Origin of the sequence: Rhizobium sp. NFR07, from assembly GCF_900111905.1 — a bacterium.
In the GTDB taxonomy this organism is placed as follows: Bacteria; Pseudomonadota; Alphaproteobacteria; order Rhizobiales; family Rhizobiaceae; genus Neorhizobium.
Genome location: NZ_FOKM01000013.1, coordinates 103,570 through 124,629 on the forward strand (window position 1 = coordinate 103,570; position 21,060 = coordinate 124,629).

The window sequence follows — 21,060 nt, forward strand, 5'->3', positions numbered from 1 at the left end:
GCCATGCGCTCGGATCGATGGCCTTATACAATTGAATATTCGAAAGAATCGGCCTTGCCGCATCTTTGCCGGCCTTGGCTAGTGAAAATTTCGGCCTTTCGGCATCACATGCCCTGGATCGGCGCCTTGAATGTTGCCTGAGCCTCCCTCTGTTTCATGAAGGCTTGCCTGTTCCTGAATTCGCGGATGTGGCTTTGGCCTCCAGGAACCGCCCCCCGATTTGAGCGCCTCGTCGGACCTTGGTGATCCGAACCGCCTGGCTTCCCGCTGCAGCAGCCCCAGCATCGAGGTCATGTCCTCGATATGCTCGACGACCGTATGAATGACACCGTTCTGGCTCTGCAGTCGGCCTCGGATCTTCACCAGACGGGCGCCCATCACGACAGGACGATATTTTTCGAAGATCTTTGGCCAGACGATTGCATTGGCAACACCCGTTTCGTCTTCCAGGGTCATGAAGATCACACCCTTTGCCGAGCCGGGTCGCTGCCTGACCAGTACCACACCGCCGATCGTTACCCTTTGGCCATTGCGGACATTCAGGAGATCGACACTGCGGGTGATGCCCATGGACCGGAATTCCTCCCGCAGGAAGGAAACGGGATGGGCTTTGAGCGAAAGCGAAAGATGGCGATAGTCCTCGATCACCTCTTCGCCCGGCAGCATCAAAGGCAGTTGCAGTTCCGGTTCCGGCCTGAGATCCTTGGGCCCCGCCAGCTCGAACAACGGTGCCACTTGGGATGCGCTCTTCGCTTCAAGTCCCCGCACAGCCCAGAGAGCCTGGCGGCGCCCGAGCTGGATCGAACCGAAGCCATCGGCATCGGCGAGGCGTTCCAGGCTGGATCTGTCGAGGCGGGACCTTGACCACAGATCATGAACGCTCCGATAGCCCTCTTCCCGGTTGGCGATAAGTTTCTCGGTCATCTCCTTCCGGTTCAGACCCTTCACCTGTCGAAATCCCAACCTTATACCGTAGCGGGTCCTGATGACATTGCGCATGCTCTCATGCCGCCGATCGACCGCTGTCCGATCGCATGCGATCTCCTCCAGGCTGCAGTCCCATTGCGACCGGTTGATATCGACGGGAAGCACGGTCACGCCATGTTCGCGCGCATCGCGGATGAGCTGCGCCGGGGCATAGAAGCCCATGGGCTGGGAATTCAAGAGAGCGGCACAGAAGACGTCGGGATAGTAGGTCTTGATCCAGGAGGAGGCAAACACAAGCAGGGCGAACGAAGCTGCATGGCTTTCCGGAAAGCCGTATTCGGCAAAGCCCTCGATCTGGCTGAAGCATTGTCTGGCAAATTCTTCCGAATAGTCGTTCTTGCGCATCCCCGCGATGAAATCGCGTTCGAACTCCTTCACGCGGCCGGACCGTTTGAAGGTTGCCATCGACCGGCGCAGGCGGTCGGCTTTCTCTGGAGCAAATCCGGCAGCGGTGATCGCAATCTGCATCGCCTGTTCCTGGAACAGCGGTACACCGAGAGTTCGCTCCAAGACCTTTTCCAGTTCAGGCCTTTCATAGGGGATTTTCTGACCCGCGTTTTTCATCTCCCGGCGCTTGAGATAGGGATGCACCATATTGCCCTGGATCGGACCGGGCCGCACGATCGCCACCTCGATGACGAGGTCATAGAATTTTCGGGGACGCAGCCGCGGCAGCATGCTCATCTGCGCCCGGCTTTCGATCTGGAAGACGCCAATCGTGTCGGCCCGGCAGATCATGTCATAGACATTGGAATCCCCGTTCTTCTCCTGCAGCGACGGCAACGTTTCTTCCCGCCCATAGTGAAGTCTCAAAAGCTCAAAGGCTCTCTTGAGGCAGGTCAGCATACCCAATGCCAGGACGTCGATCTTCAACAGCTTCAGCGTGTCGAGATCATCCTTGTCCCATTCGATCATGTAGCGGCCGGGCATAGCCGTCTTCATGATCGGCACCACCTCGTCGAGCCGGTCTCGGGTAATCAGGAAACCGCCAACATGCTGGGTCAGATGCCGGGGAAAGCCCATCAGCTCCTTCGCATGAGCAATCACTCTTTTCGTCATGGCATCGCCAATGTCGAGACCAGCCACCTTGGCATCCCGTTCCGAAAGTCCATCCTCCGACCAGCCCCAGACAGTGCTCGACAATGCCGCCTGCACATCTTCGGACATGCCGAAGGCCTTGGCGACCTCGCGGCCCGCCATGCGGGTTCGATAACTTGTCACGGCCGCCGTCAGCCCGGCATGGCGATAGCCATAATGCTGATAGATGTACTGAATGACCTCTTCGCGCCGCTCATGCTCGAAATCGACATCGATATCCGGCGGCTCGTTCCGCTCGGTGGAAATGAAGCGTTCGAAGAGAAGAGGGGTGAATGTCGGATCGACTTCCGTGATTCCGAGGCAATAGCAGACCGTCGAATTGGCGGCAGATCCACGCCCCTGGCACAAAACCTTCAACACTTCCCGTGCATGCCAGACGATGTGGCGAACAGTCAGGAAATAGGGCTCGTATTCCATCTCCTCGATCAGATCGAGTTCGTAACGGATTTGCTCTTCAACCTTTGAAGGGATTTTATCAGAATAGCGCCTCCGCGCTCCCTCCCATGTCAGTCGCTCAAGGGTCTCCGATACCGTCTCACCCTGCACGCTCTCATCCGGATAATTGTGCTCAAGCTCCCGAAGAGAGAATGTCAGCCTGGCAAAGAACCGCTTCGTATTGTCGATGGCATCCGGATAGGCATGAAAGAGGCGGGCCATTTCCGCGGCATGCTTCAAATACCTGTCTCCATTCGGGGCGAACCGGAAACCCGCCTCCTGAACGGTCACGTGGTTTTTGATAGCCGTGACGAGATCCGCCAGGGAGCGGCGATAAGGGAGGCTGAATAACGGCAGGTTCGTCGCGATCAGCGGTATGCGATTTTTCCGGGCTATCTGTGCGAAAACGGCAAAGACGAAGGCATCACGCCCGTCATACGTCGGCGACAAGGCAAGATGGACAGATTTGCGGAACCTTTCCCGGTAAAGGCCAAGACGCTCCGCAAGGTTTCCCAGATAGGCCGCATCGTCCGCCCGCGAAAAATCGGGAACGACGGCCAACATCATGTCATGGCACCATTCCAGAAGATCCCATTCCTCCAGAATGCACGACCCTTTTTCCGTTCTCAGATTTCCACGGCTCAGCAGCCGGCAGAGATTGGCCCAGCCCTTGCGGTTTTGCGGATAGACCAGGACATCCGGCGTACCGTCGGAAAACACCAGGCGTGCACCGGGATGAAACCGGCAGGGCCTGATTGCATCCTCCTCGTTGTCCTTCTTCCCGTTTTCCCTCTGCCGCGCAAAAACCTCTTCCATCTCGTGCACCTGGTTATAGGCGCGCACCACACCGGCGACGGAATTGCGATCGGCAATACCGAGACCTGAAAGGCCCAGCACACTGGCAGACAAGACCATCTCTTCCGGTCGAGCAGCGCCTTCAAGAAATGAGAAATTTGTCTTGGCGCCGATCTCGTAGAATTCGGGATCGTCCATCATGCGAAGAACCCGTGCATGCGCCATGTCGTAGGCTTGCCGGCGTTATGGCGACCGAGCCGGAAGATCCAGAAAAGCCGCCCCGTATCGCTTTCGAGACGGAAATAGTCGCGCTCCTCGACATTGTCGTCATCGAGCCACCATTCCGGAGAAATTCGCTCCGGTCCCTCCGCGCGAATGACATCATGCACGACATGCCGCCAGCGAAACCGCTGCGGTGGGCCGTCCGGAATGGTCGCTGCAAATGACTCCATCCGCTCTGGACGACGCAGCAGCCTGAGGGGGCGGTCGGAGCGTGGCGTGAAGGAATATTCCGTCTCGCCGCCTTTGGCTTGCTGCTTTTCGCCCTTAGCCGAGATTGCAGGTGTCAGCATTTCGGCACGCTCGGGAATATGGCTCTGACGCAGCCGGTAGACCTGCAGGCAATCCGAACCCAGCCGGGCTGAGACTTTATCGATGAAGTCCGAAAGCGATGTCTCCTTTGCGCCTTGGCCGTCGAAATCATTCTGCAGCACATCGAACGTGTCATGCTGCAGCACGTTGAGACGAAGCAGTTCGAAACCGAAACCGGCATCGAGCTCATCATGGACGGCATTGAGCCTCTCGGCGAAAAGCCCGGCGATCCGCCTGGGATCCCGCAAGGGCCGTGAAGTGCCTGCCGCGAGGCGAAAAACCCGGCCGTCGACACGAAAAAGAACCAGTTCGAAAACCCGGCCACCCAAGCCTCGCGCTTCCAGACTGAGCTTGAGCGAAGAGGCAATATCACCGGCCATGCTCAGAATATGCTCTTCCGCCTGGATCGGTTCGGCAAGCTGCCGCTCCGCGGAAAGTGCCGCCACCGGTCGGCGCGGCGAGATGGCTTCCTCATTCATGCCGAGCGCCTGGTCGAGCCGCAGAAGCAGCTGGGCACCGAAACGCCGGGCAAGCGGCGCCCGCGGCATGGCGAGAAGATCTGCGATCCGCTTCAGGCCGAGCTTGTTAAGGGACGCAATCATTCCCTCGTCGAGACGCAGCGCCTGGACCGGCAGAACTCCGAGCACGTCCGCCATCTCTTCCCCGGCGATCACGCCGCCGGAGCCGAACCGGCCCACCGCCCAGGACAGCCCTGGAGAAGAGGAAATCGCGCCGCGCACGTCAAAGCCCATCTGGCCAAGCCGTGCCAGGATGTTACGAAGCATGACCTCCTCCCCGCCAAAGAGATGGGCACAGCCGGTGATATCGAGGAAAAGCCCGTCCTTTCCATCCAGCGCCACGAGAGGCGTATAGCGGTCGCACCAGTCGGCAACGGCTTCCAAAAGCGCATGGTCCGCCTTTTCGTCTTCGTCGAAAACGTCGATGGAGGGAAACATCGCCCGCGCCTCCGCAAGCCCCTGACCGCGTTTGAGGCCACAGGATTTCGCCTTTTCATCCGGTGCGGTCAGCCGCAAGGCATTGTCGCGCCGCCCCGCACACAGGATCGGCGGATGATCAGGACGCCCTTTCGAACGCCACGACAGCCCCCAGAGCCTGCGGGCGATCCTGTCGGTCGGCAGATGCGGAAAGCTGAGTGCCAGGATGCGCTGGCCTCTGCCAGGAAAGGGCAGATGGACCTGGCTCTGCGGCGAGGTGAAATTGACGGTCATGGGGGTTCCACTCCAGAAGAAAGGAGAGAGGAGCCGGATTTCGGCTCTTCTCCAGGGTAAGCTGGAAGACGGGATGACCGATGCTGCCGCCAAGCATCGTGCCATCGGGAAGGCGCCGTCTCAGAGCCGGCGCCGGTTTGACGAGCAGGCGGAAGGAAGCGCTGCTGGCTTCCTCCTCTCCCGCGTGCCGCAACAGCAGAAGCGGCCGTCCCGCCGCTTTTGCGCGAAGATTGAGCCTGCGACTTTCCGTCAGGCCGAAGGCTTTGGGATTGCCGTGAATTTCAAGGATGGTTGCGGCGAAAGCCCCGCTTGTCAGCGCCGCCTCCGCCAGCCAGAGCGCATCATCGAGCTTGCGCGGCGATGCATGGAAAACTGCCGTAGGATCGACGCCGAACCGGGCTATGCCCGAGACATACGGCACACCGGATTCGCAGGCGAGAAGACTGTCCGCGATCCAGAGTACAGGTCCGCTCTCACGAGCTTCCACAGACGAGGCAAGCGACAGGGCAAAGCCCGTTGCTGCCCCGGCATCATACATGGATAGCGACCGCACTTCGGTGATGGCATCCAGTATGAGGCCACCTTCCAATGCCTCATCGAACACCGGGATGCCGAATGGCAGGCGTGCCCGTTGATCCTGTGTCCCCCGAGCGGCCAAATCCGCCTGCCCGGCCGCAACCGCTGCAGGCAGAGCCTTGCCTTCCATTTTGGCGATCTGTTCGCGCAGGGTAAAAATCGCGTCCTGCGCCGTGGCGTTACCGGCCATGGCGTCAGCTCCATCTCTATATGTTCACTTTATGTTCTTATAGATTCCAGAGGCCGCCAAAAGAGTCAATCAGCGTTGGACAGGAATCTTTTCCTCATTTGCTATAGCAATGATTCTTATCTCGAAAAAAACCGCCAGCGGTCTTATATGTTACCCATATAAGGGAGAAGCTATGGCTCGCATTGACCAAACAGACGACTGGCGCGATCGCCACGCGCCGACACTGAGCGCGTTTGAATCGCTGGCGATCGACGCTTACGGTCATCTTCCGCAGGAATTCAGGGCGCTCACCGCCAATCTCACCATCGAGATTGAGGATTTTCCGGATGATGACGTGTTTGAAGACATGGCCCTGGAGACGCCGTTCGACCTGCTCGGCCTGTTCGAAGGCCGCGGCATTTCGGAACGTTTCACCGTAGAGACGGGCGAACTGCCGAACCGGATCCGGCTCTATCGCCGGCCGATCCTGGATTATTGGGCCGAAAACGAGGAAACACTGGGTGACATCATCACCCATGTGCTGATCCATGAAATCGGCCACCATTTCGGTCTGAGCGACGACGACATGGAACGCATCGAGGCCAGCGCCGAGAACGCGGCTCAGCGCTGACCCTTCAGCGTCTTACTGTTCGCCGAGCTTCATGTCGGGATGGTATTCCTTGCCTTCGACGGTCTTCGTGACGGCCTGGCCGCAATGCAATTGCCCGGTCGTCGCATTGAACGAATAGGCCGGCGCGCCATGAAGCTCCCAACCCTTGTTCAGGGCAGCCGTGACCCTGTGGCAGAAGGCGGAGTCATCCGGACCGGTGATGAAGCGGTAGAGTTTCATGGGGCATTCTTTCTTTCTGCTATGAGTTTGGCTTGGGCCAGAAGCTTTTCCGCCTCGACCAGGTGAAGTCGCTCGACCATGTTTCCGTCAATGCTGATGACGTTGAGCCCTTTTGCCTCGGGCTTTTGGAATGCCGCAACAATTTCTTCTGCATCCGCAATGCTTTGAGGGTCGGGGCCGAAGTGCCGGTTTGCCGGCTCGATCTGCGAAGGATGTATCAGCATCTTGCCGGAAAATCCCATCGCGCGTCCCTGGGCGCATTCCGCATCGAAGCCGGGCTCGTCCCTGAAATCATTGAACACGCTGTCGATAACGTCGACGCCATGGGCTCGGCCGGCAAGCACCACCTGCATCAGCCACGGGACGAGATAGGCACGGCCTGGCTGCGGCAGCACGCCGGTTTCCTTGCGCAGGTCGTTCAGCCCCACAACGAAACAGCCCGGGCGCTTGGCGTCCGCAGCGATCGAAGCTGCGTTGAGGACGCCTTTCGGCGTCTCGATCATCGCCCATATGGCGATCGCATCTGCTCGATCGGACGCTGCGAGGATCTCCGAGACCTCGACAATGTCGGAGACGCTCTCAACCTTGGGAATGAGCACAGCGTCCGGTCCGACGGTCACGACCAGATCCAGGTCCTGCCGTCCGAAGCCGCTTGCCAGAGAATTGATGCGGATGATCCGTTCCTGCCGAGATGATCCGGCGGTCTCGAAAGCGCGAACGAGATTACTGCGGGCTTCCGCCTTTGCATCCGGCGCAACGGAATCTTCCAGATCATAGATTACCGCGTCGCAGTCCAAACCAGGCGCCTTTTCCAGTGCGCGCCTGTTGGCAGCAGGGACGCTGAGAAGAGAGCGACGAACTGTCGGGAGATGGTCTTTCAGGAATTCCATACACGTCTTCTGCCAATCTTTTGATGTCGGTTCAACAAATCCCGCAGGAAAACTCTTGCAAGCCGCAACCACTAGTCCCACATTTCCTGATGCAGAAAGGTTTGGACATGCAGAACATTCGATCCTTCTTCGTTATTATCACGGCAATCGCCGCCCTCGCCGCAGCAGCCCTGCTCACGGCCTCGCTGACTGTTGCCTTCATGGGAACGCTTGCCGTTCTCTCGCTTGGCAAGGCGCTTTCGAGCCGGCTGAAGCCCGTGCCTGTGCGCGCGAAAACCAAGCAGAACGACATGCGCGTCTGGAACGACGGCCGCGGCACGATCATCGACATGTAAGCTTCCGCCCGGATGGTTTGAAACTGCGGAAACGCCTTGAAGAACAGGGCGTACCGATTGGTACTGAAACGGACTTCAAATCTTCCGGAAAATGCTTTATGGCAGGCGCCAACAAGTCTTTCGTGGAGGCCTATCATGGACAAATTCGATAAGCTGACGGGTGTTGCGGCGCCCCTTCCGGTCGTCAATATCGACACGGATATGATCATCCCGAAGGATTACCTCAAGACGATCAAGCGCACCGGCCTCGGCAAAGGCCTGTTCGCGGAGGCCCGCTACAATGAGGACGGTTCGGAAAATCCCGACTTCGTTCTCAACAAGCCGGCCTATCGTGGCGCCAAGATCCTCGTTGCGGGTGACAATTTCGGCTGCGGTTCGTCGCGCGAGCATGCGCCATGGGCGCTTCTCGATTTCGGCATCCGCTGCGTCATCTCCACCAGCTTCGCCGACATCTTCTACAACAACTGTTTCAAGAACGGCATCCTGCCGATCGTGGTCAGCCCGGAAGACCTGGAAAAGCTGCTGGATGATGCCGAGCGCGGCGCAAACGCCATCCTGACGGTCGATCTGGAAGCCCAGGAAATCACCGGCCCTGATGGCGGGCGCCTGCATTTCGACATCGACGCCGGCCGCCGTCACATCCTTCTCGAAGGCCTGGACGATATCGCCTCGACATTGAAGAGCGACGGTGCGATCTCGACCTTCGAGACGAAGAACCGGACCGAACGTCCGTGGCTCTGAGGGCGAGGGAGCCCTCATGACCAATCACTTTTCTTTTGAAGCATGTTTTGCCGTGACGGCTATCATCGATACCGTCACGTCCTGACCCGTTCCAGCCTCGTCCTTCGGCAGGCTCGGACGAGGTTTTGCCAAGCGCTGAAAACCGCGCCGAAAAATGGTGAGCCTGTCGAACCCAGGGTGTTTACGACATGGCAAAGAACCTCTTCCTCCTTCCCGGCGACGGCATCGGCCCCGAGGCCATGGGCGAAGTCCGCAAGATCATCGCCTATATGAACGACGCCAAGGGCGCCGGCTTCACCCTCGATAAAGGCCTCGTCGGCGGCTGCGCCTATGATGCCCATGGTGCCGCGATCTCCGAGGAAGACATGGCCAAGGCCATGGCGGCCGATGCGGTTCTCTTCGGCGCCGTCGGCGGCCCGAAATGGGATGGCGTCGCCTACGAAGTCCGTCCCGAGGCGGGTCTCTTACGCCTGCGCAAGGATATGGAACTCTTCGCCAACCTGCGCCCGGCCATCTGCTATCCGGCACTTGCTTCCGCCTCGTCCCTGAAGCCGGAACTGGTCGACGGGCTCAACATCCTGATCATCCGCGAACTGACGGGTGGCGTCTATTTCGGCGAACCCAAGGAGATCATTGATCTCGGCAACGGCCAGAAGCGAGGCATCGACACGCAGGTCTACGACACCTACGAGATCGAGCGCATTGCCGGCGTCGCCTTCGAACTGGCGCGCACCCGCAAGAACGCCGTCTGCTCGATGGAAAAGCGCAACGTCATGAAGTCCGGCGTGCTGTGGAACCAGGTCGTCACCGAGGCCCACAAGCGCTCCTATTCGGACGTGAAGCTTGAGCACATGCTGGCCGATGCCGGCGGCATGCAGCTGGTGCGTGCGCCGAAACAGTTCGACGTCATCGTTACCGACAATCTGTTCGGCGACATGCTGTCCGACGTCGCCGCCATGCTGACCGGATCGCTCGGCATGCTGCCATCGGCCTCGCTCGGCGCACCGGACGGCAAGACCGGCAAGCGCAAGGCGCTCTACGAGCCCGTCCACGGTTCGGCACCGGATATCGCCGGCAAGGGCATCGCCAACCCGATCGCGATGATCGCTTCCTTCGCCATGTGCCTGCGTTACTCGTTCAACATGATCGAGGACGCCGACAATCTGGAGAAGGCGATCGCCAACGTTCTCGATCAGGGCATCCGCACCGGCGACATCATGGCCGAAGGCTGCCGCCAGGTCGGCACGTCCGAAATGGGCGACGCGATCCTGAAGGAATTCCAGACACTGTCTGCCTGAACCTGAAAATCGGGGCCTGCTCGAAAATGAGCAGGCCCTGTTTTTCGCCTGTCATCAAGCCGGACTATGGTCGCCTCGCAATCAGCCACGACGCGCCCGGGCTCCGACCGATGAAGAACACGATCAAGACCTTGCGCCGCCGCAGCGAACGCTGCCAAAAGTCGAATTTCTCGCTCTGCTGCATCTGGACCTGGGCCTTCATCACGATCAACCTGATCCTGATTGCCCTGTTCCTGCTGGATGGACCGGTCGCTTCCTACGCACAGAATCATGCCCAGATCCTGAAACCCATGGGCAGCACGATCACTGATTTCGGCAAGTCCGACTGGATCTTATTCGGCAGCCTGTTCATCTTCGCCGAGGCGCTGGTCGCCTACCGCCTTTCGCCGACTTTGAGGGGCCGCTTTCAGGCCGCCTTCGTCAGTCACATGGCGATCTACATATTCCTCTGCGTCAGCCTGTCCGGCATTCTGGCCAATGTATTGAAGCGGATCATCGGCCGCGCCCGCCCGAACATGTATGATCAGCTCGGCTTCCTGAGCTTCGACAATTTTGCCGGCAGCGCACGCTTTGAAAGTTTTCCTTCCGGCCATGCAACCACGGTCGGCGCGCTGATGATGGCCATGGCCCTGATCGCCCCGCCCTACAGGCTCGTCTTCCTCAGCATGGCCCTCTGGCTCGGATTTTCCCGCGTCATCGTCGGCGCGCATTACCCGAGCGACGTGATTGCCGGGCTTGCACTCGGTGCCTGGTTTTCGCTGGCGATGGCCATCGTCTTTGCCCGCCACAAGATTCTCTTCCAGCAGAAGCCCGATGGCCTGCCCGTCCTGCGCCATCCGCTTCCGGTCTCGCTGAGGCCGCGCAGCCCCACCTATCGCAAGCCCGACTATCGCTCCAGCTTCGCAAGCTATCGGCCGCGCTTCGCCAGAAGCTGAAAAAGCCCGGCACGAGACGTGCCGGGCTTTTTCATTCTTGTCGCGAATGCGTTGAAGCATCACTCCGCGTGGATGTCACGATCCTTGGTTTCCGGCAGGAAGAGTACACCGATCACAAGGCAGATCGCAGCGAACACGATCGGGTACCAGAGACCGTAGTAGATGTTGCCTGCAGCCGCGCTCATCGCGAAGGCCGTTGCCGGAAGAAGGCCGCCGAACCAGCCGTTACCGATATGGTAGGGCAGCGACATGCCGGTATAGCGGATGCGGGTCGGGAAGAGTTCGACCAGCAGGGCCGCGATCGGGCCGTAGACCATCGTCACGTAAAGCACGAGAACGAAGAGCACGGCGATCGTACCGACCCAATTTACTCGCGCCGGATCGGCCACCATAGCAAAGGTGCCGCCATTGGCGATGGTATAGACCGGCATATCGGTCACGCCAGCGGCTTCATCAGCCGTCAGCAGCTTCTGCGAGACGAGGTCGGCGGCCGGGACCGTTGCCTTGTCCCCCGCGCGGACGGCCGCGGCATCCAGCCCGAGTTCCGGATTGGCAGCAACGAAGGCATCGAGCTTGGAATCCGGCACCTTGGTTGCACCGCGGGTGAGCGGATAACCCGCATCGTGGAGCGCGACGTTGATGCCTTTTTCCAGAGCCGTCTGCTTCGCCTTGGCATCGGCACCGGCGGCAACCGCGTCATAGCTCGTCACCGTGTTATCGCCGATCTTCACGGTCGCCGGCTGGCCGGCGGGACCGGGTGCGACTTCATACGGCACGGAGTTCTTGGTCAGGAATGCCGTGGCGATGTCGCAGGAACTGGTGAACTTGGCGGTTCCGGTCGGGTTGAACTGGAATTTGCAGTCGGCCGGATCGGAAGTCACCGTCGCGCGGATCGAAGCCTGGGCCTCGGCGAGCGCCGGGTTTGCCATATGCGTCAGCGCCTTGAACAACGGCATATAGGTGACGGCCGCGATCAGCAGGCCCGCCATGATGATCGGCTTGCGGCCGATCTTGTCGGACAGCGCGCCGAAGACCACGAAGAAAGGTGTCGCAAGGAGAAGCGCGATCGCCACCATGATGTTGGCGGCCTGCAGATCGACCTTCAGAACGTTCTGCAGGAAGAACAGCGCATAGAACTGGCCGCCATACCAGACCACGGCCTGGCCCATCGTGGCGCCGAGCAACGCGATGATGGCGATCTTGGCGTTTCTCCAGGTACCGAAGGCTTCGGTCAGCGGAGCCTTCGACCCCTTCCCTTCCGCCTTCATCTTCTGGAACGCGGGCGACTCGTTCATCTTGAGGCGGATCCAGACGGAAACGCCGAGCAGAACGACCGAGACCAGGAAAGGAATGCGCCATCCCCAGGCTGCAAATGCCGCATTGCCCATGATCGACTGGACCGTGACGATGACCACGAGCGACAGGAACAAACCGAGCGTCGCCGTCGTCTGGATCCAGGAGGTGAAATACCCTCGCCTGCCGTTCGGCGCGTGTTCCGCGACATAGGTCGCAGCACCACCATATTCGCCACCAAGCGCGAGGCCCTGCAGCAGGCGAAGGATGATCAGGATGATCGGCGCAGCGATACCGATCGTCGCCGCTCCCGGCAGGATACCGACCAGGAAGGTCGAGAAGCCCATGATCAGGATGGTGACGAGAAACGTATATTTGCGGCCGACGAGGTCACCCAGGCGACCGAACACAAGAGCCCCGAATGGGCGCACCAGGAAGCCTGCGGCGAACGCCAGAAGAGTGAAGATATTGCGCGTCGCTTCGGGGTACTGCGTGAAGAACGTAGCCCCGATATAGGTGGCGAGCGATCCGTAAAGATAGAAGTCGTACCATTCGAACACGGTACCGAGGGAAGAAGCGAAGATGACCTTCTTTTCTTCCCGTGTCATGGGGCCGGCCTTTGTACCGGCCGCCGTTGCGACGTTTGCCATTGTCGTCCTCCCAACAAGGTGAAATCCACGGGGTCGCTACTTTGGCTTTTCCTCCTCCGCCAACGCAGCTTCCACGCGATTGTCGAAGATTGCCAGAATTCGAGACATCCGGTGAGCGATGCTTTGGGATTATGACTTTCGTCTAATGGCGAGCGCTGCTCGCGGGTCACCCAAGTTGCAGGCGCGACGCTTGACTCGTACGCAAAATCTTCTAAACACCTTGCCGAACGGGAACACCACCATGCACGCTGGCGAATACATCATCGCGTCATGCAGACTGTCGGCAGCTGATGCCGGACAGCGTGTAGGCTTTTCCGCTTTCTCCAAAACCATGGCCAAAACGACGACGAAAATTATCGTCTGACGTCTCTGGCCTCCGCTCTCTCCCCGGCAGGTCCGGGGACAAGGAACACCGCGCAACATGTCGCGGCTTCCCCCTCAACCACCCGAGGAGAGACAGAAAGAGAGCATAGACATGGGTTTCAAGATCGCAATCGCCGGCGCGACCGGCAATGTCGGCAGGGAAATGCTGAACATCCTGGCCGAGCGTGGTTTTCCGGCCAGCGAAGTCGTCGCACTGGCCTCCGCCCGTTCGCAGGGCACCGAAGTCTCCTTCGGCGACAAGACGCTCAAGGTTTCGAACCTCGAGAACTATGATTTCTCCGATACCGATATCTGCCTGATGTCTGCCGGCGGCGACGCTTCCAAGAAGTGGTCCCCGAGGATCGGCGCGCAGGGTTGCGTTGTCATCGACAACTCTTCGGCCTGGCGCTACGACCAGGAAGTTCCGTTGATCGTGCCGGAAGTAAATCCGGATGCCATCGCGGGCTTCTCCAAGAAGAACATCATCGCCAACCCGAATTGCTCGACTGCCCAGCTGGTCGTCGCCCTGAAGCCGCTGCATGATTTTGCAAAGATCAAGCGCGTCGTCGTCTCCACCTACCAGTCGGTCTCCGGTGCCGGCAAGGAAGGTATGGACGAGCTCTTCACCCAGACCCGCGCCGTCTTCGTTGCCGATCCGATTGAATCCAAGAAGTTCACCAAGCGCATCGCCTTCAACGTCATTCCGCACATCGACGTCTTCATGGAAGACGGCTACACGAAGGAAGAGTGGAAGGTCCTGGCAGAGACCAAGAAGATGCTGGATCCGAAGATCAAGGTAACCTGCACCGCCGTTCGCGTGCCGGTCTTCATCGGCCATTCGGAATCCGTCAACATCGAGTTCGAAAACGAGATCACCGCCGACCAGGCCCGCGATATCCTGCGCGAAGCCCCGGGCTGCCTCGTCATCGACAAGCATGAGAACGGCGGCTACATCACGCCGGTCGAATCCGCTGGTGAAGATGCCACCTACATCTCCCGTATCCGTGAGGATGCGACGGTTGAAAACGGCCTCAATATCTGGGTCGTTTCGGACAACCTGCGCAAGGGCGCAGCGTTGAACGCCATCCAGATTGCCGAGCTTTTGGTAAATCGCGGCCTGATCAAGCCTCGTCAGGCCGCGGCCTGATCGATAGGAATTGTTAAGCATCTTAAATTAGAAAATCCCGTCGAGAGGCGGGATTTTCTTTTTCCGCTCAATGCCTTCACGAACTATTCATGGCCGTTTCAATGCTGATTGCTTGCAAGCGACGAGCTTTACAACGAATAGTGACCGGAAAGGTGTACAGCAATCGACTGGCAATCACGGGTTTTCGCATGAACAAGATTTTATTGGCAGGATTGGTCTTCACCGGATTGGCCGTTGCGGGTCCGGCAGCCGCGCAGCAATGCGGTAACGATTCATCCGGTTTCAACAGCTGGGTAGAAGACTTCAAGCGCGCGGCTCCGTCGAATGGCGTCAGCGCCTCGGTCGTCCAGCGGGCCTTCGCGAATGTCTCGTACAATCGCGAGACCATCCGTGCCGACCGCGGCCAGCGCAGCTTCAAGCTCTCCTTCGACGAGTTCCTGAAGAAGCGCGGTGCGACCACGATCATTGCGCGCGGCAAGAAGATGAAATCCGCCAACGCAGCACTCTTCGACCGCCTCGAACGACGCTACGGCGTCCCGGCCGGCCCGATCATCGCGATCTGGGGCATGGAGACCGGCTTTGGTGGCTTCATGGGCAACCAGCACACGCTTTCGGCCGTTGCCACCCTCGCCTATGACTGCCGCCGCTCGGCCTATTTCACCGAACAGCTCTATGCAGCCCTGCAGCTCGTCGCGCGTGGCGATCTCAGCACGAGCGCACGCGGTGCCGCCCATGGCGAAATCGGCCAGACGCAGTTCCTGCCGCTGAACGTCATTCGTTACGGCGCCGATGGCGATGGCGACGGTCACGTCGACATGGTCGGTTCGCGCGCCGACGCGCTGGCGTCGACCGCCAACTTCCTCAAGGGCCATGGATGGTCAACCGGTGCAGGCTACCAGCCTGGAGAGCCGAATTTCGGCGCCATCCAAGGCTGGAATGCCGCAAGCGTCTATCAGCGGGCTATCGCCTATATGGGCGCCCAGATCGACGGTCGGTAAAATCAGGAAGCGGGGGCCTGATCCGGTTCGGCAGGCCCCTGTTGCGCCTCGAGATCGGGGCGGATGAAATCGCCCCTCTCGTTCATCACCCACAATTCGCCGCTCGAAATATCGAACCAGGCACCATGAACGCCGAGCTCTCCCTTTTCCGTCAGCTTGCGGACGAAGGGGAAAGTCTCGAGATTGGCGATCGAATTGCGGATCGATACCCGTTCCAGCGCCGTCTGGCGCTCGCTCTGGGTCATCAGGTCGTTGCTCTGGATCTGCGCGGCGGCAGGCCGGACGAGCCCCATCCACTTGCCGATGAAGTCTCCATCGGAGAGCGGCTTCATGGACGGATCGAGCGCTGCCTGGATACCGCCGCAGCGGCCATGGCCCATCACCACGATATTGCGGATCTCGAGCACCTGCACGGCATATTCGACCGCAGCCGACGTGCCGTGGAACTGGCTGTCCGGCTCGTAGCGCGGCACCATATTGGCGACGTTGCGCACGACGAAGAGTTCTCCCGGGCCGCAGTCGAAAATCGTCTCGGGCGCGGCACGGGAGTCACAACAAGCAATGAGAAGCGTATGGGGCTTCTGGCCGGTTTCGGCGAGCACCCGGTAACGTTCGCGTTCGTCGCTATAGCGACCGCTCATGAAATTGCGGTAGCCCGCAAGCAGTTTGTCTGGAAAGTGCGTCATGACGGCAACGATTATTACGGCTTTGTAGGAAGATCAACGGTCCGCTCCGAGAAGGCCGTCAATCCCCAGCCCGTGAGCCCCAGGGCGATTTTGTTGCGCATTGACGGTTGCTTTGCCACATCGTGTCAATAATGGTCGTCATAACAATGCTATTTGCTCCGCGTTGAACAGATTCGACTGGTCTGTTTGGAGCATTCAGCCACGAAAGGGAGAGGTCATGGTCTGGAAGCATAGCCCGAAGCGCAACAAGCAGATGGAGGGCGCGCGCGCAGCTGCAAGCAAGGCTGACAAGGATTTTCTTGATCCTGGAATCCTGTTCGGGCGCGCAAGCGATGACGATCTGGCCGCCTACACGCCCGACATGCTCGGCACTGCAGCCGCCCATGCCGGCGCCCGCCTGAAACAGTGGAACCGCGTCCGCGCCGATATCACCATCACCCAGATTGCGGGCGTCGAGCCGGGCGGCGTGCCCGTATGGGTACTGACCGTCATCGACCGGAACATGCCGTTCCTGTTCGATTCCATCATGGGCGAGGTCACCGCGAACCATCGCGGCATCAGCATGGCCGTGCACCCGATCCTGACGATCGAGCCGGGCAAGGAACCGGCGCTTCGCAGCAACGAGGCACCGGTCGATCCGGCCCATCAGGTCAGCCTGATCCAGATCCATGTCGCCCAGCTGAACGGAGAGCAGACGAGCCACCTGATCGAACGCATTCGCTTCATCCTCGATCAGGTCCATCTGGCGATCACCGACTGGTCGGCCATGCTGGACACGATGGACAGTGCCGCAAAGCAGCTGATCAACGCAAAGCCCAGAAAGGGCGCCGATCGCGACGAGGCCCTGGCCTTCATCGACTGGCTGCGGGACGACAATTTCATGTTCCTCGGCATGCGCGAATACGTCTATTCGGGCAAGGGATCGGAAGCGAAGGTCGAGCGCGGCAAGGGCAGGGGCCTCGGCATCCTGTCGGATCCGGACGTCCTGGTCCTGCGCCAGGGCAAGGATCAGGTCACGACCACGCCGGAAATCCTGGAATTCCTCGACGGCCCTGAATTCCTCATCGTCACCAAGGCGAATGTGAAATCCGTCGTCCACCGCCGCGCCTATATGGACTATGTCGGCGTCAAGCGCTTCGATGAGAACGGCCGCGTCGTCGGTGAACTCAGGATCGTCGGCCTCTTCACGGCAACGGCCTATACCCAATCCGTGCGCGACGTTCCGTTGCTGCGGGCGAAGGTTGCCGGGATAGAAGAGCATTTCGGCTTCGATCCCTACGGCCATTCGGGCCGGATGCTGGAAAACACGCTGGAATCCTATCCGCGCGACGATCTCTTCCAGATTGACCGCGAACTGCTGGCAAAATTCTGCGAGCAGATCATGGAATTGAACGAGCGGCCGCGGGTTCGGGTACTGGCGCGTATCGACCACTTCGATCGTTTCGTTTCCACCATCGTCTATGTACCGCGCGAAGACTACAACTCGCTGGTGCGTGAGAAGGTCGGCGCCTATCTGGCGCAGGTCTTCGAGGGCCATGTCTCCGCCTATTATCCGGCCTTCCCCGAGGGCGGCGTGGCCCGCGTTCACTTCATTATCGGCCGCAGCGGCGGTAAGACGCCCCGCATTCCCCAGGCGAAGCTCGAAGAAGCGATCCGCCTGATCGCGCTCCCGTGGGACGAGCAGTTCGCGGCACTTGCAGGAGATGGCCCAAGGCTCTCGGTCACCAACGCCTTCCAGGAAGCGTTCACGCCCGAAGAAACCTTCGTGGACCTGCCGGACATCGCGGCCTGCGTGGCCGGCGAGACGATCCGCATCGAATTCTACCGGCGCCCGACCGACGAGCCGAACGCGGTCTCGCTCAAGATCTTCCATCGCGACCACCACCTGTCGCTCTCGCGCCGCGTGCCGCTTCTGGAAAACCTCGGTTTCCGCGTTGTCAGCGAACAGACATTCGAGATCCATGCCGGCCCGGAAGCCAAGCTCATCGTCCTGCACGACATGGAGCTGCAGCTCCGTGACAATCGCGAGATCGACCTGTTGCGCGAAGGCCCTCTGCTGGAGGAAGCCTTCCTGCTCGCCTTCGAAGGCCTGATCGACAATGACGGCTTCAACCGTCTCGTTCTCTTGTCCGGCCTCTCCGCGCGCGAGACAACGGTTCTGCGTGCCTATGCCCGTTATCTGCGCCAGACGGGCATCGTTTATTCCCAGACCTATATCGCCGATACGCTGGTCAAATATCCGCATATCTCGGCATCGATATTCGAGCTCTTCCGCGTCGGTTTCGATCCCGCCCTTGGCGAAAAGGCAAGAACGAAAAAGCTTACCCAGCTTCACGAGACGATCGAGGAAAGCCTCGGCGCCGTCCCGAGCCTGGACGAGGACCGCACGCTGCGACGTTTCGTCAACGCCGTCGATGCCACGCTGCGCTCCAACTACTTCCAGCGCGACGAGGCTGGGACACCGAACCGGATGCTCGCCTTCAAGTTCGATCCCAAGCAGCTCGACGGCCTGCCGGAACCGCGGCCTTTCCGCGAAATGTTCGTCTACGGCACCGAGGTGGAAGGCGTTCACCTGCGCTTCGGCAAGGTCGCCCGCGGCGGTCTGCGCTGGTCGGATCGCGGCGAGGACTACCGCACCGAGATCCTCGGCCTTGTTAAGGCCCAGCAGGTCAAGAACGCCGTCATCGTGCCGGTCGGCGCCAAGGGCGGCTTCTTCCCCAAGATACTGCCTGCCGGCGGCACCCGTGAGGAAATCTTCAATGCGGGCAGGGAAGCCTACAAGACCTATATCCGCACGCTCCTCTCGATCACCGACAATATCGTTGAGGGCGAGATCGTCGGGCCGAAGAACACGATCCGGATCGATGGTGACGACCCCTATTTCGTCGTCGCCGCCGACAAGGGCACCGCGACCTTCTCCGACACCGCCAATGGGCTGGCGCAGGAAGCCGGCTTCTGGCTGGACGACGCCTTCGCGTCCGGCGGTTCGGCCGGTTATGACCACAAGAAGATGGGCATCACCGCCCGCGGCGCCTGGGAAGCGGTGAAGCGGCACTTCCGCGAGATCGATGTCGATATCCAGACGACGCCTTTCAACGTCATCGGCGTCGGCGACATGTCGGGCGACGTTTTCGGCAACGGCATGCTTCTGTCGCCGAAGATCCGGCTGATCGCAGCTTTCGACCATCGTGACATCTTCATCGATCCGGATCCGGATACCGACAAGTCCTTCGCCGAGCGCAGCCGCATGTTCGCGCTGCCGCGTTCGAGCTGGCAGGACTACGACCGCAGCACCCTGTCCGACGGTGCGATGATCATTTCCCGCGCCGAAAAATCGGTAAAGCTGACGAAACAGGCGGCAGCGGCGATTGGCATCGACAAGACGACGGCAACGCCGCTCGAGATCATGACCGCGATCTTGAAGAGCGAGGCTGACCTCCTCTGGTTCGGCGGCATCGGCACCTATATCAAGGCGGCCTCTGAGACGGACACGGAAGTCGGCGACCGCGCCAACGACCCGATCCGCATCACCGCCGCGGAAGTACGCGCCAAGGTGATCGGCGAGGGCGCCAATCTCGGCGTTACCCAGAAGGGCCGCATCGCCTATGCGCTTGCCGGCGGACGCTGCAATTCCGACGCGATCGACAACTCGGCCGGCGTCAATTCCTCCGACGTCGAGGTCAATATCAAGATTGCGCTCAATGCCGCCATGCAGGATGGCCGCCTCAGCCGCGCCAAGCGCAACCAGCTGCTGGCCTCCATGACGGATGAAGTGGCAGCCCTCGTTCTGCGCAACAACTATCTGCAGCCGCTCTCCATCTCGCTTGTCGAGCGCCGGGGAACGGCAAATCGCGAGCAGCTTTCCCGCCTCATGTCGGTGCTGGAAGCACAAGGCAATCTCAACCGCAAGGTGGAGACCCTGCCGGATGATGCCGAGCTTGCGGAACGCTATGCGGCTGGCCGGCCGCTGACGAGGCCGGAAATCGGCGTGCTTCTCTCCTATTCGAAGATCGTTCTCTTCGATGCGCTGCTTGAGAGCCCGATCCCGGACGACCCCTATTTCGCGGCCGTCCTGAAAGCCTACTTCCCGGCCAAGATGCAGAAGCCCTATGCGGCTGATATCCAGAACCACCGACTGCACCGCGAAATCGTGGCGACCGCCTTGGCGAACGAAGCCGTCAATCGCGGAGGACCGGGCTTCATCCAGCTGATGAGCGACATGACCGGCGCCACCGCTGCAAACGTGGTGAAGGCGGCATTCCTTATCCGCGACGGGTTCGACCTGCCGGAGCTCTGGGCCCGCATTGATGCGCTCGACACGCAGATCCCGGGGCGGACGCAGAACGATCTCTATGCCCAGATCAACCGCATCATCATCATCGGCACCTATCTGGCCCTGCAGACGCAGATCGGCGCCGCGCCGATGACCGAGGCCGTTGCCCGGCTGAAGGCCGCGATCAAGGGCCTGCGGGCAACCGTAACGGACGACGTCATTGCCGAGACAGCTCCTCTGGCAGCTGAACTTGAAGCCCAGGGTGCGCCCACGGATCTCATCGGTGAAATCCGCATGCTCTCCGCGCTCGTGATCGTGCCGGAGATCATGCTGATCGCCGACCGGACGGGGGAAACCATGGCCCGTGCCACGGAAAGCTATTTCGCCGTAACCGAGACCTTCCGCGTCAACCGCCTGATCGCGGCCGGCGAACGGATAGGCACCTCGGATCACTACGAAAGCCTCGCTCTGTCGCGCGGTCTCCAGCAGCTCGCATCCGCACGCCGAGACATCGTCACGGCCGCGCTGACGGAGCATCGCAAGGAGAAGAAGCCCGTGGCCGCCTGGATCGCGGCCGACCGCGTTCGGGTCAACCGCATCGGTGCCGAGCTCATGACGCTTGGGGAAAGCGGCGACCTGACCCTGCCGAAGATCTCCGTTGCCGCTGGATTGCTGGGTGATCTGGCGCACGGACGGGCGCTCTAGAAGGGCAGCTGGAACG

At 60.2% G+C, this 21,060-nt stretch carries 15 protein-coding genes; 8 read left to right on the forward strand and 7 right to left on the reverse strand.

Annotated features, from left to right (window positions below):
- Positions 1 to 78: 78 nt before the first annotated feature.
- The 3 genes from BM216_RS24270 to BM216_RS34700 are packed head-to-tail and all read right to left on the reverse strand — an operon-like array spanning position 79 to position 5,901.
- Positions 79 to 3,516: an error-prone DNA polymerase gene (locus tag BM216_RS24270; protein ID WP_093001889.1), complete on the reverse strand. Its 3,438-nt coding sequence runs from the start codon at positions 3,514 to 3,516 to the stop codon at positions 79 to 81.
- On the reverse strand, positions 3,513 to 5,096 hold the full coding sequence (locus BM216_RS24275) for a Y-family DNA polymerase (RefSeq protein WP_280141704.1): 1,584 nt from the start codon (positions 5,094 to 5,096) through the stop codon (positions 3,513 to 3,515). Before BM216_RS24275 ends, BM216_RS24270 begins: the two co-directional genes overlap by 4 nt.
- Positions 4,981 to 5,901, reverse strand: a complete 921-nt coding sequence (locus tag BM216_RS34700) for an ImuA family protein (protein ID WP_244530301.1) — start codon at positions 5,899 to 5,901, stop codon at positions 4,981 to 4,983. The genes BM216_RS24275 and BM216_RS34700 overlap by 116 nt, the downstream gene beginning before the upstream one ends.
- A gap of 172 nt (positions 5,902 to 6,073) precedes the next feature.
- Here BM216_RS34700 and BM216_RS24280 point away from each other — a divergent pair, with 172 nt between their 5' ends.
- Entirely contained in the window at positions 6,074 to 6,511 is a 438-nt protein-coding gene (locus tag BM216_RS24280; protein ID WP_093001807.1) for a metallopeptidase family protein, read from the forward strand.
- Positions 6,512 to 6,523: 12 nt separating this feature from the next.
- Here the strand turns inward: BM216_RS24280 and BM216_RS24285 are convergent, their stop codons facing one another.
- Positions 6,524 to 6,730 (reverse strand): DUF1737 domain-containing protein, encoded by a 207-nt coding sequence (locus tag BM216_RS24285; protein ID WP_093001808.1) that lies wholly within the window; start codon positions 6,728 to 6,730, stop codon positions 6,524 to 6,526.
- Complete coding sequence (locus BM216_RS24290; RefSeq protein ID WP_093001809.1) at positions 6,727 to 7,620, reverse strand: HpcH/HpaI aldolase/citrate lyase family protein; 894 nt, start codon at positions 7,618 to 7,620, stop codon at positions 6,727 to 6,729. The genes BM216_RS24285 and BM216_RS24290 overlap by 4 nt, the downstream gene beginning before the upstream one ends.
- Before the next feature lie 107 nt (positions 7,621 to 7,727).
- Here BM216_RS24290 and BM216_RS24295 point away from each other — a divergent pair, with 107 nt between their 5' ends.
- From BM216_RS24295 to BM216_RS24310, 4 genes are all read left to right on the forward strand, one after another.
- Positions 7,728 to 7,955, forward strand: coding sequence for a hypothetical protein (locus tag BM216_RS24295; protein WP_093001890.1), 228 nt, complete (start codon positions 7,728 to 7,730; stop codon positions 7,953 to 7,955).
- Between the two features lie 135 nt (positions 7,956 to 8,090).
- Positions 8,091 to 8,696 carry a 3-isopropylmalate dehydratase small subunit gene (gene leuD / locus BM216_RS24300; RefSeq protein WP_093001810.1) on the forward strand — a complete coding sequence of 202 codons (606 nt, stop codon included), beginning with the start codon at positions 8,091 to 8,093 and terminating at the stop codon, positions 8,694 to 8,696.
- A gap of 188 nt (positions 8,697 to 8,884) precedes the next feature.
- Positions 8,885 to 9,994 (forward strand): 3-isopropylmalate dehydrogenase, encoded by a 1,110-nt coding sequence (gene leuB / locus BM216_RS24305; protein WP_093001811.1) that lies wholly within the window; start codon positions 8,885 to 8,887, stop codon positions 9,992 to 9,994.
- Positions 9,995 to 10,020: 26 nt separating this feature from the next.
- Entirely contained in the window at positions 10,021 to 10,929 is a 909-nt protein-coding gene (locus tag BM216_RS24310) for a phosphatase PAP2 family protein (protein ID WP_244530302.1), read from the forward strand.
- Between the two features lie 59 nt (positions 10,930 to 10,988).
- Here BM216_RS24310 and BM216_RS24315 read toward each other — a convergent pair whose 3' ends face one another.
- Positions 10,989 to 12,872: an MFS transporter gene (locus BM216_RS24315; RefSeq protein WP_093001812.1), complete on the reverse strand. Its 1,884-nt coding sequence runs from the start codon at positions 12,870 to 12,872 to the stop codon at positions 10,989 to 10,991.
- Between the two features lie 475 nt (positions 12,873 to 13,347).
- Between BM216_RS24315 and BM216_RS24325 the strand changes: the two genes are divergently transcribed.
- Complete coding sequence (locus BM216_RS24325; RefSeq protein ID WP_093001814.1) at positions 13,348 to 14,382, forward strand: aspartate-semialdehyde dehydrogenase; 1,035 nt, start codon at positions 13,348 to 13,350, stop codon at positions 14,380 to 14,382.
- 188 nt (positions 14,383 to 14,570) lie between these two features.
- Positions 14,571 to 15,380 (forward strand): lytic murein transglycosylase, encoded by an 810-nt coding sequence (locus BM216_RS24330; protein WP_093001892.1) that lies wholly within the window; start codon positions 14,571 to 14,573, stop codon positions 15,378 to 15,380.
- Positions 15,381 to 15,382: 2 nt separating this feature from the next.
- Here BM216_RS24330 and BM216_RS24335 read toward each other — a convergent pair whose 3' ends face one another.
- Positions 15,383 to 16,066 (reverse strand): carbonic anhydrase, encoded by a 684-nt coding sequence (locus BM216_RS24335; RefSeq protein WP_093001815.1) that lies wholly within the window; start codon positions 16,064 to 16,066, stop codon positions 15,383 to 15,385.
- A gap of 217 nt (positions 16,067 to 16,283) precedes the next feature.
- Here BM216_RS24335 and BM216_RS24340 point away from each other — a divergent pair, with 217 nt between their 5' ends.
- On the forward strand, positions 16,284 to 21,044 hold the full coding sequence (locus tag BM216_RS24340; RefSeq protein ID WP_093001816.1) for an NAD-glutamate dehydrogenase: 4,761 nt from the start codon (positions 16,284 to 16,286) through the stop codon (positions 21,042 to 21,044).
- The last annotated feature ends 16 nt before the right edge of the window (positions 21,045 to 21,060 follow it).

Coding starts and splice junctions, on each gene's coding strand:
- BM216_RS24270 (WP_093001889.1), bottom strand. CDS start 3,516: ATGATGGACGATCCCGAATTCTACGAGATCGGCGCCAAGACAAATTTC.
- BM216_RS34700 (WP_244530301.1), bottom strand. CDS start 5,901: ATGGCCGGTAACGCCACGGCGCAGGACGCGATTTTTACCCTGCGCGAA.
- BM216_RS24280 (WP_093001807.1), top strand. CDS start 6,074: ATGGCTCGCATTGACCAAACAGACGACTGGCGCGATCGCCACGCGCCG.
- BM216_RS24285 (WP_093001808.1), bottom strand. CDS start 6,730: ATGAAACTCTACCGCTTCATCACCGGTCCGGATGACTCCGCCTTCTGC.
- BM216_RS24290 (WP_093001809.1), bottom strand. CDS start 7,620: ATGGAATTCCTGAAAGACCATCTCCCGACAGTTCGTCGCTCTCTTCTC.
- BM216_RS24295 (WP_093001890.1), top strand. CDS start 7,728: ATGCAGAACATTCGATCCTTCTTCGTTATTATCACGGCAATCGCCGCC.
- leuD (WP_093001810.1), top strand. CDS start 8,091: ATGGACAAATTCGATAAGCTGACGGGTGTTGCGGCGCCCCTTCCGGTC.
- leuB (WP_093001811.1), top strand. CDS start 8,885: ATGGCAAAGAACCTCTTCCTCCTTCCCGGCGACGGCATCGGCCCCGAG.
- BM216_RS24310 (WP_244530302.1), top strand. CDS start 10,021: ATGAGCAGGCCCTGTTTTTCGCCTGTCATCAAGCCGGACTATGGTCGC.
- BM216_RS24315 (WP_093001812.1), bottom strand. CDS start 12,872: ATGGCAAACGTCGCAACGGCGGCCGGTACAAAGGCCGGCCCCATGACA.
- BM216_RS24325 (WP_093001814.1), top strand. CDS start 13,348: ATGGGTTTCAAGATCGCAATCGCCGGCGCGACCGGCAATGTCGGCAGG.
- BM216_RS24330 (WP_093001892.1), top strand. CDS start 14,571: ATGAACAAGATTTTATTGGCAGGATTGGTCTTCACCGGATTGGCCGTT.
- BM216_RS24335 (WP_093001815.1), bottom strand. CDS start 16,066: ATGACGCACTTTCCAGACAAACTGCTTGCGGGCTACCGCAATTTCATG.
- BM216_RS24340 (WP_093001816.1), top strand. CDS start 16,284: ATGGTCTGGAAGCATAGCCCGAAGCGCAACAAGCAGATGGAGGGCGCG.